The following is a 7,721-nucleotide window of genomic DNA, read 5'->3' as shown; positions in this document are numbered from 1 at the left end:
AGCACACACAGCGCCGATATTTCGGCCGACATTGCCGGGCTAGGATCTGCTGAAGCTGAATCCGAGCTCAACTATCTCGGTACCGTTCGGGCGCGAGCCGGATATGCTTTTGACCGCGCCTTGGTCTATGCACACGGAGGTTTCGCCTACGGCGAGACCGAGCAGACCATCACCGCTGGTGGGACAGAGCTGTTCAACGAGAGCCAGACTCGCACTGGTTGGACGGTAGGCGCTGGTGTGGAATTCGCCGTCACCAATAGGATCTCGGTCGGCACCGAGTACTCATACGTGGATCTCGGCGACGAACGCGTTTTCGATGATGCCGGCGTTTTCGTTGATGAAGACGTGGCCTTCCACACAGTCAAAGCGCTAATCAACGTTCGCTTCTAGTACCTTTCGATTCCTCAACTTGGGCGGAGCAGCTCCTGCCGCGCAGTCTGCTCCGCTTCAATTTGTACAATCACGCGCGGATTTTGGGCGGGGGGATGTAATGAGCGTCATCTGGACGATCGTGCTTCTATGGTTTGTCGTACCTGTTTCGGTCTTTTTGTCTGCTGCAGCGTTTCTACTGGTGATAGGAGACAATTTCACCGGCCAGGAGAGTGATGTGCCCAGAAAGATAGCGCAGCCGATCGCTCATTTTGATCCCTTCGATTGACGTACAAGTCAGTCCTAGCGCTCTGGCCAGTTGACCGACACCGAAAAGAAAGACGATTACCCGGCGATTTCGCTAAGCGAGGTGGATGAAGCCACGCTCCGTAGCTGGGTCGATGCGGGCTATATGACCCCTGCCGAATATGAGCGGGAGATGCAGGCTAGAAAGCATCAGGGGAAAGCTGAAAGTCCCCCGCAAAAGTAGGATAACTCTCTATTCGGTGGAGCGCCGGGGGCCCTTCCCGCCTCCCTTGAGTTCGAGTCTGGTCGTGGCACCACCGCTTCGGCTTGACCGGTGCGTGACAGAGACGATCTGACACGTGCCATCCACGCCCGGCCGCGCGCCGGATAGGACGAGGGGTGGCAGTGGACCTGGTAGGAGCAGGTATGTGGCTGCTGTTAGCCATTGTCATACGTCACGCTGATCTGATCGCTGAGCTGTCGCGCTTCTAGAGCAAACGTCGCCAACTTCCTCAATCGGTGATGTTACCCCCCAAAGCTAGTCATCCGGTGCGAATGGCCAAATGCTGCGGATTGACGCTCGGCCGGATACAAACTCAACGGAGTTCTGGTAGATCGGTCCCGGATCGCGTTCATGAGGATACACAAAGAACAGTAGCTCTCGTTTATCCAATTGCGAACATTCTTCTTGAAGACAATTAAGTAAGCTGGTGCCTGCCAGGTCTCCATTCGGTCTGTCACCTATGAGGTCAGCGGCCGTTGGATAGACATCAATTAGTTGAGAACGCGCTTCAGATACCTTGAACGGAGCCCGTTCTTCTGCCGGCTTGATTATCAGGGTCGCCATGGTTCTGGCTTCGAACGCCCGCTTGGTGCCCCCAAAGGCCGTTATGCCTTCCGCGTACCGCGCTTTATCACCGCCTCCACCAAGAAAACCTGCCCATCCTGACCCGTGGTCGGACTGAATTATGATGATCGACTTGTCGTACCTTCCCAGATCCTTTAGCTGCTCAATGAAGGCAGCAACCAAACGGACTGCGCATTTGGATTGCCGACCGTATGCGGCCGGCAGTTTCAGCTTGTCCTGCCCAAGTGAGCAACTTTCATCAAAGATGTACGGCCCGTGTGGCAGGATTGCCTGCAACAATAGGTAGTTCCCTGTACTCGGACGATATCGTTCCTGTTTAGCCGCGTATTGCAACGCCACCATGCCTTGGAATGGATGCACTCCTTCTTCAACCGTGAGGGGTACATCGCCTTCGAAGCGGGGCCTCTCCAAGATAGCTCCCGCTCTACGTCCCAAATCTGCACCCCAACCCAGCGCTTCGTTGGTAAGGATATTCGGCAACGCTTTGGCCGAGACCAAGCTCACGAAGTCGGGCAGTTGCGGGTGCTTTAGCCCGGTCTCTTCCTTGAATATGTCTTGCGGAGAGCGAAATGAATCTGCCAGCGGCGTTCGAAGATGCTCTGGAAGGCCTATGATTTCTAGTCTGTACCCCGAATTCTTCAGAAACTGGAGCAATCCCTGATCGAATGATTGGACCCATTCCTGGAAAGTTTGATCGCCCTTATAGATCGTGCTCGTAAGATAGCTCGGAACAGAAGAGCGGGTGTAAGGGTAGTTTGATGTGTTGCGGCTGAAAAACGTGAAGCCGTTCAGCTCCTCTTCCAATCCTCCATTTCGGATTGCCTCAAGAGCATAGTCTGATTGCAATTCATCAAGGTGAAAGTGATAAATATTCGGCAGCGTGCTTCTTGAGGACGCGTTCTCGACTGCCGCCGCGTGTGGCCGCGGCAGCAAAACAAAAAGCACAGCGCACACAATCGCGAGTAGGCCAGAGAAGAACGCGTACATGCCGAGGTTGCTCCCGCGTTTGTGGAGAGCAAATGCAAGGACAATAATACCAAGGCCAATTGCGCCTTCGAGGAAGGTGTAGGTGAGCGGCTCTGGACTGGTTACGTCAGCACCATCAAGCCGGCCGAGTTGCACTGGTGAAAACACGTCGGCCAGCAAGAGGAACAAGCCTAGTGCAAAGGCGCAATCCGCAACCCAGCGAGGAACACGGAAAAGGAGCGCAATAAATAGCAAAACGGCGCCGATCGAGAGGCCGGCCAGAACGAACAAGTTGACCAGCCAAATGTCCTCTTCCAAGTCGGCAGTAAAGACGCCGGAATCGTCCGCATTGCGCACCTGCTTCCGCAGCATTTCCAACGAGACAACCTCGCCCACCGGGTCACCGGACTGAACGAACTTCATGCCCACCTCGCGTAAGAGAGGCAGAGGGCGGACGAGCCGCCCCCTGCAATAGGTTCAATTTGGCCCTACGGAGCCGGCGTGGTCAGCGGGCCGTAAACGATGCCCTCCGGGCGAAGCGTTTCAAGCTGAATGCGCTCCTCGAGGAGGATCGTGACTTTGTTGGCGATGAAGTTGTCGCGGTCCTCGGTCGAACGGCGCACCTCGATGCCTTTGCGCTGCCACAGGATCGTATTGCCGACGAAGCCGCCGACCATGAACTGGCCTTGGGCGATACCCTTGGTGCGCACCACCGGGAGGCCCCATGCAGTGTCGCAGCAAAGGCCGGGTGCAGGTAGTTTCCATCAGCGTCCTTCGTCAAATCGAGCGCCGCAGCGTCGAGATGGTTCATGATGACGGCAGTGGCGTAGAGGTCCGCCTGCTCCACCTGCGCACAAGCGATACGGATGTCGTCCATCGCGTTGTCGGCAGTCACACCAGGAACTGTGGTGTTGACGTAGGGCGTGGAGTTGGCGATCAGGCCATCGACGCGGCCGGCAGTACCGGGGCCGTTGAGGACCTCGCCCTCTTCCTTCAGCAGGAGGCCATAGATGCCCCGCTGATTGATGTAGGCCTCCATGCCGTCCACATCGTCCAGCGTTTCTTCCGATACGCGGAAGTAGTGGGCCATTTTCACCATGGGCGCTGTGACCGGGGTGAACTCCAGTTCCGACTGAGGCTTCAGCGTGCCTTCCGCTACGGTCGCGGCGTTGTTGGTGTATCCCGTCTCGCGGAGGTATTCGAGCACGGCTGCCGAGGTGGCGGCGACACGCTGCTCTGACGAACCTGCCGGCTATGATCTCCCCAGAGACAACCCTACTGGCGTAGCTCGTTGTTGGGTCCAAGGAACTCGTCACTTGGCGCGCTGCCGGCTTTCGGCTTTTCTTTTGGGACACGGGCCGTCGCCTCGCCAAACATCGCTTTTTCCAGCTTCAGCATCCGCTGATTCAGCTTCTCGCAAGCCGACCAGCGATAGTTGAAATACTCACCGCCTTCCGTGCCCTTGAGCACCGGCCCTTCTTCTGCGGCGACCTTGTAGATGTCTTCGTATTCGACCCTGGCGCGGACATACCTGTCGGCGCGGGCAAGATTGACCGGGGAAACTGCGCCCGCCTCCTTGAGCGCCGCGACCGTCTCTTTCCAAAGCAGCTTCGCAAGCTCTGCGCGGGCTTCGTTGCCCTCGAACACGCGATCGTAAACGGGCTGGATGATCTTCTTCACCCTACCCTCCTTCTCGGGCAGCTTTGAGTGAAAATGGAGGGGGCGCGCGGGTCCAGGCCAGAGAGGCTTGCCTTAAAATCGGGGGGCGTGCCAGTTTTGCAACAGCGACCTAAATGCCACACATCCCTTTGCTTACGGTGGCGAGCAACGGATGCACCGCGCGTGATGGCGTTGGCGAGTTCATGGTCGGCTACCATGTCCTTCGGGTCGATGCCCTTCATCCTCGCTTCGATAGCGTTGGCATAGACGATGGCCTTGGGCTGGGGAGCTGCTGTCCGCCAATAGGCTAGAGCCAATCCCAGTTCGTCATTCATGCTTGCCTCCTGTTCCAGGGATGGTCAGGATCCAGCGGCCTGCAATCCTCATCATGGCCGCTCACATATCCCCGGTGGGTTTCTCTCTGGATCGGTCCGTCACGACAGGCTTTGCAGATTGCCATCAGGTTCTCCTCATCGAAGAACAGTGAGCGGTCGCCCTTGTGGTCCTTGATGTGGTGGGCGACAGGAGCGTTCGGCTCATCACCCCTGCCAATGAGGGACCGGCCGCAGCCATGCCACTGGCAGGTGTAGTTGTCCCTGAGCAGGATGCGCTTGCGGAGCTTGGGCCATGCCGGATGATTGTAGAGCTTGCGGTGCTCAGGCCTGAAGGATCGGCGGCTAGGTTTAGCCATACTGCTTTTGATTCTGGTGAGCGGCGGTCAAGCCTCACTTTTCTGCACATTTTTGCGCTGTTTTGATTGAGTTCTGCTCAAAATTGAGCAATTATCATGAGGCGTTGAGAGAGAGGAATGGTTCCTCTCTGGCGCACTGGAGGAAAAGGCAATGTCCTACGAGACAGCCAGCCTTCTCCTTCAAGCCTTGCAGGTGGCGATAGGCCTCGGAACCTTGATCGCCACTCTGCTTAGGTAAGAAGGGGCCGGGGGGCCGAAAGGTCGCCCGGTTCCTCCCCTCAATATAAGGCAACTCCGATGGAAGCGAAAGACTTCACCGCGTGGCTTGACCACATGCAGTTCAGCGATGCCGAGGCAGCCCGGCGTTTGGGGCTCGGGTCCCGCAACACCATCGCCAAATACAAGGTTGAAGGTGCGCCCGAATATATCGGCCTGGCATGTGCCGCGCTCGCCTACGGCCTTCCTGCCTGGAAAAAGGTTTGATACGCCGCTTCTGGTGAGCGTCGGTCGGGCTTCACAGGAAGACCCCGACAGCAATCGCATAGAGCATGAGAGCCAAGCCCCACCCGTATCGCCGTGCTGCCACATTCGTCGGGGGGCAGAAGCGCGAAAACCCACAGTGCCGTGGCCACCAAATTCCAGTCCACGTGTGCTCCGGCCGATTTCCTGCCTTCTTCGTCATCGGCCTGGATCGGCAGAGACTTCAACCCACGGATGGTAAAATGCCCCGCTCAGGCGATACTGGCGAGGCCTTCAATACAACCTGCGGTACTGATTTCGTCAGCGTCTCGGCACCGGCTAAGCCGCCTCTTTCTGCTTCCGCTTCTAGATTGCTGCCGCTGGGCCTGGCATCGCTCTTGCAGTTCTTCGGGCGCGGCAATAATCCTTGCGCTTTCCGTAGCCGAGGGCAATAGCATCTTTGCGATACGGTTAGGAGTGTGAATTGAAAGAAAATGCAGCGAAAACTCTGCGAGAGCGAGTTGTTGGGAAGGTATTGGTACAGATTGGCCACACAGATGTTGAAGCTGCCCTTCTGTTTGAGGACGGTTCCGAATTTACAATTTGGACCGAGGTGAAGCTCTCGATTTCTCTACCACCCGACCGTGTCATAGTGAAAGATTGCCGGCAGACTGCCGAATGGCTGATGTTGATGTTCGAAACCGGGACTATCTCGATCAGCAGGGTGATCAAGTCGGAGCATCCGGAAGCCTACTTCTTCGTTGATGGCACAGACGGTACCAAGATGGTTGATAACGGCGGCTGACCTTCACTCGCAAGGAAGCCCAAGAGATCCGTCTTGGAACAAGCTCATGGTTCATTGGTTTGGAAGGCGCTGCGGAACCCTATTCCGTTGGAGCCGTGGCAGGCATCGTGTTGAAAGAAACTCTGCAGTGCCAAGAGCGAGGTCACAGAGGCGCACCGATGTGGCCTCGCTTGTACTTTACGCCGCCTCTTTCTGTTTCCTCTTCTTCGCCTCTCGCGGCCGGCGCTTCGCCGCCCTCCATTCCTGAATGGTCAGGCCGGTCTTGCGTGTGAAGCTGGGATCGTCTCGCCACGAGTAGACCGGCTTGGTGTCGTACACCGCGCGATCTCCCTCGATCGTAGCGAATACATGCCCGTTTTCATGGGCATTTGGCAACATCCCTGTTTCGCCTAAATCGTCATGCAAATCGGGTTTGCCGCGCAACCCGCGCATGATTTCGCCAATCGCCCGATTTTTCCTCCGGTGGCCGGTCAGTTCAGCAATGTTTTCCACGTCGCGGCACCATCGGGCGAAGCTCAGCTTCTTGCGAGTGCCGGGGCGATAGAGACACCCCGCCTGTGACATGGCCCACGCCCACAATGCGCGCCGTTGGCCCGGGTCGGTCAGGTAGTCTGTCGTAATCCGGATGCAGCCTTCCCAATTGCTGATCTGCAACGCGGTCGGGCGGCGGCCCCATTCCTCGAGCCAGCCCATGCGCCACTGCTCAAGGGGATCATCACCGGGAAAAAGCTTGTCGCGATCTGCTTGCCACGGGCGTTGATGTCGGCCAGCTCGTGCACCCAAGCCAAGCAGTAACCGCCCCATTGCTGGCGAAGCGCGCGATCCTGCGGCAGCTTTGCCTCGGTCTCGGCCGCGCGCCGCCATTCCCACCGCCGTGCTCGATCCACCCCACAGTGCGGCGTCTCCCATGGTCCCCGCCTTATCGGGTCCGGGTCCCCATCATTTTGCTCAGGTGTCCTGCTCGGCCATTGGCGCGAGCGTGTCGATCTCGGCGATCTTTTAGAACTCACCGAGATATTCCTGCCGGTGGTTGGCGAGCCAGCACGCCACCCGGCCATTGGCCAGGAGCTTGGCGATATAGCCGCGCGCCACCGTCAGATGCAGATTGTCGATGCCATAGGTCTCCTCGACCGACTTGACCTGAGTCTGCAGCGCCGCCAGTTCGCGCTCCATGCGCGCAATCTGCTGGCCGGACGGGGTCGGGGTGGCCGCGCCCTTGCCCTTCTTGGCTGCGGCCAACTGATTGTCCGGGGTCGCCGCGCGGGCGCGGCAAACATGATCGGAAAATTGTTCTGCCCGATCATCAGGTCCGCGGCCTCGATCTGCCGCACCGCCGACATCTGCCGCAAAATGTCGAACACCCTCATCGAGCAGGGCGTGTCCTTCAGCATCTCGGCCGCTTCGGCGCTGATGCCGTCAAGCAGGCGAAAGCGGCGGATGACCGATTCCACCTGCAGATTGACCGCCTCGGCAATGTCGGCCGCCGGCACGCCGCGCTCCATGGCGCGCGCAATCATCCGGTGCTCCTGAATCGGCGGGATCCGGTTGACCCGCTTGTTGTAGGTATAGGTATCGTCTTCGGTGGCGATCAGGCATTCAACCTCTTCAATGCCAAGCTGCTTCAGCGCCTCGGTTCGCAAATGCCCGTCGAGCAGGAA

The 7,721-nt window shown here is 58.0% G+C and carries 11 protein-coding genes and 1 pseudogene; 4 read left to right on the top strand and 8 right to left on the bottom strand.

The window, feature by feature from the left end; genetic code table 11:
• Together CHEJ32_RS0123055 and CHEJ32_RS27285 are read left to right on the top strand one after the other, a co-directional pair.
• On the top strand, positions 1-390 hold a 390-nt coding region (locus CHEJ32_RS0123055), incomplete at its 5' end, for an outer membrane protein (protein ID WP_028035877.1).
• A gap of 100 nt (positions 391-490) precedes the next feature.
• A complete protein-coding gene (locus CHEJ32_RS27285; RefSeq protein WP_156936785.1) occupies positions 491-658 on the top strand; it encodes a hypothetical protein in 168 nt (55 codons plus the stop codon).
• Positions 659-1,153: 495 nt separating this feature from the next.
• Here CHEJ32_RS27285 and CHEJ32_RS0123045 read toward each other — a convergent pair whose 3' ends face one another.
• The 6 genes and pseudogenes from CHEJ32_RS0123045 to CHEJ32_RS26955 all read right to left on the bottom strand — a co-directional run bounded on the left by CHEJ32_RS0123045 (position 1,154) and on the right by CHEJ32_RS26955 (position 4,799).
• Positions 1,154-2,872, bottom strand: coding sequence for a sulfatase-like hydrolase/transferase (locus CHEJ32_RS0123045; RefSeq protein ID WP_028035876.1), 1,719 nt, complete (start codon positions 2,870-2,872; stop codon positions 1,154-1,156).
• A 65-nt stretch (positions 2,873-2,937) separates the two neighbouring features.
• Complete coding sequence (locus CHEJ32_RS27960; RefSeq protein WP_028035875.1) at positions 2,938-3,162, bottom strand: phage major capsid protein; 225 nt, start codon at positions 3,160-3,162, stop codon at positions 2,938-2,940.
• 83 nt (positions 3,163-3,245) lie between these two features.
• Positions 3,246-3,656 (bottom strand): annotated as a pseudogene (locus CHEJ32_RS28110) (phage major capsid protein); the annotation flags it as partial.
• Between the two features lie 68 nt (positions 3,657-3,724).
• Entirely contained in the window at positions 3,725-4,129 is a 405-nt protein-coding gene (locus CHEJ32_RS0123030; protein WP_028035873.1) for a P27 family phage terminase small subunit, read from the bottom strand.
• Complete coding sequence (locus CHEJ32_RS0123025; RefSeq protein WP_028035872.1) at positions 4,126-4,443, bottom strand: hypothetical protein; 318 nt, start codon at positions 4,441-4,443, stop codon at positions 4,126-4,128. Before CHEJ32_RS0123025 ends, CHEJ32_RS0123030 begins: the two co-directional genes overlap by 4 nt.
• Positions 4,440-4,799 carry an HNH endonuclease gene (locus CHEJ32_RS26955; protein ID WP_198023913.1) on the bottom strand — a complete coding sequence of 120 codons (360 nt, stop codon included), beginning with the start codon at positions 4,797-4,799 and terminating at the stop codon, positions 4,440-4,442. The genes CHEJ32_RS0123025 and CHEJ32_RS26955 overlap by 4 nt, the downstream gene beginning before the upstream one ends.
• Before the next feature lie 297 nt (positions 4,800-5,096).
• Here CHEJ32_RS26955 and CHEJ32_RS0123005 point away from each other — a divergent pair, with 297 nt between their 5' ends.
• A complete protein-coding gene (locus CHEJ32_RS0123005; protein WP_028035871.1) occupies positions 5,097-5,282 on the top strand; it encodes a hypothetical protein in 186 nt (61 codons plus the stop codon).
• Between the two features lie 460 nt (positions 5,283-5,742).
• Entirely contained in the window at positions 5,743-6,063 is a 321-nt protein-coding gene (locus CHEJ32_RS0123000; protein ID WP_028035870.1) for a hypothetical protein, read from the top strand.
• A gap of 177 nt (positions 6,064-6,240) precedes the next feature.
• Here CHEJ32_RS0123000 and CHEJ32_RS0122995 read toward each other — a convergent pair whose 3' ends face one another.
• Together CHEJ32_RS0122995 and CHEJ32_RS25880 are read right to left on the bottom strand one after the other, a co-directional pair.
• Positions 6,241-6,756 (bottom strand): hypothetical protein, encoded by a 516-nt coding sequence (locus tag CHEJ32_RS0122995; RefSeq protein ID WP_028035869.1) that lies wholly within the window; start codon positions 6,754-6,756, stop codon positions 6,241-6,243.
• Between the two features lie 306 nt (positions 6,757-7,062).
• Positions 7,063-7,437 carry a plasmid partitioning protein RepB C-terminal domain-containing protein gene (locus tag CHEJ32_RS25880; RefSeq protein ID WP_256375707.1) on the bottom strand — a complete coding sequence of 125 codons (375 nt, stop codon included), beginning with the start codon at positions 7,435-7,437 and terminating at the stop codon, positions 7,063-7,065.
• Between the last annotated feature and the right edge of the window lie 284 nt (positions 7,438-7,721).

The sequence above is a fragment of the Chelativorans sp. J32 genome (assembly GCF_000518985.1).
Lineage (GTDB): Bacteria > Pseudomonadota > Alphaproteobacteria > Rhizobiales > Rhizobiaceae > Chelativorans.
This window is presented reverse-complemented; position numbering and strand designations above follow the sequence as displayed.

What these genes read in the sequence shown, in the direction of transcription:
- CHEJ32_RS27285 (WP_156936785.1), top strand. Translation starts at nt 491, where the DNA reads ATGAGCGTCATCTGGACGATCGTGCTTCTATGGTTTGTCGTACCTGTT.
- CHEJ32_RS0123045 (WP_028035876.1), bottom strand. Translation starts at nt 2,872, where the DNA reads ATGAAGTTCGTTCAGTCCGGTGACCCGGTGGGCGAGGTTGTCTCGTTG.
- CHEJ32_RS0123025 (WP_028035872.1), bottom strand. Translation starts at nt 4,443, where the DNA reads ATGAATGACGAACTGGGATTGGCTCTAGCCTATTGGCGGACAGCAGCT.
- CHEJ32_RS26955 (WP_198023913.1), bottom strand. Translation starts at nt 4,799, where the DNA reads ATGGCTAAACCTAGCCGCCGATCCTTCAGGCCTGAGCACCGCAAGCTC.
- CHEJ32_RS0123005 (WP_028035871.1), top strand. Translation starts at nt 5,097, where the DNA reads ATGGAAGCGAAAGACTTCACCGCGTGGCTTGACCACATGCAGTTCAGC.
- CHEJ32_RS0122995 (WP_028035869.1), bottom strand. Translation starts at nt 6,756, where the DNA reads ATGGGCTGGCTCGAGGAATGGGGCCGCCGCCCGACCGCGTTGCAGATC.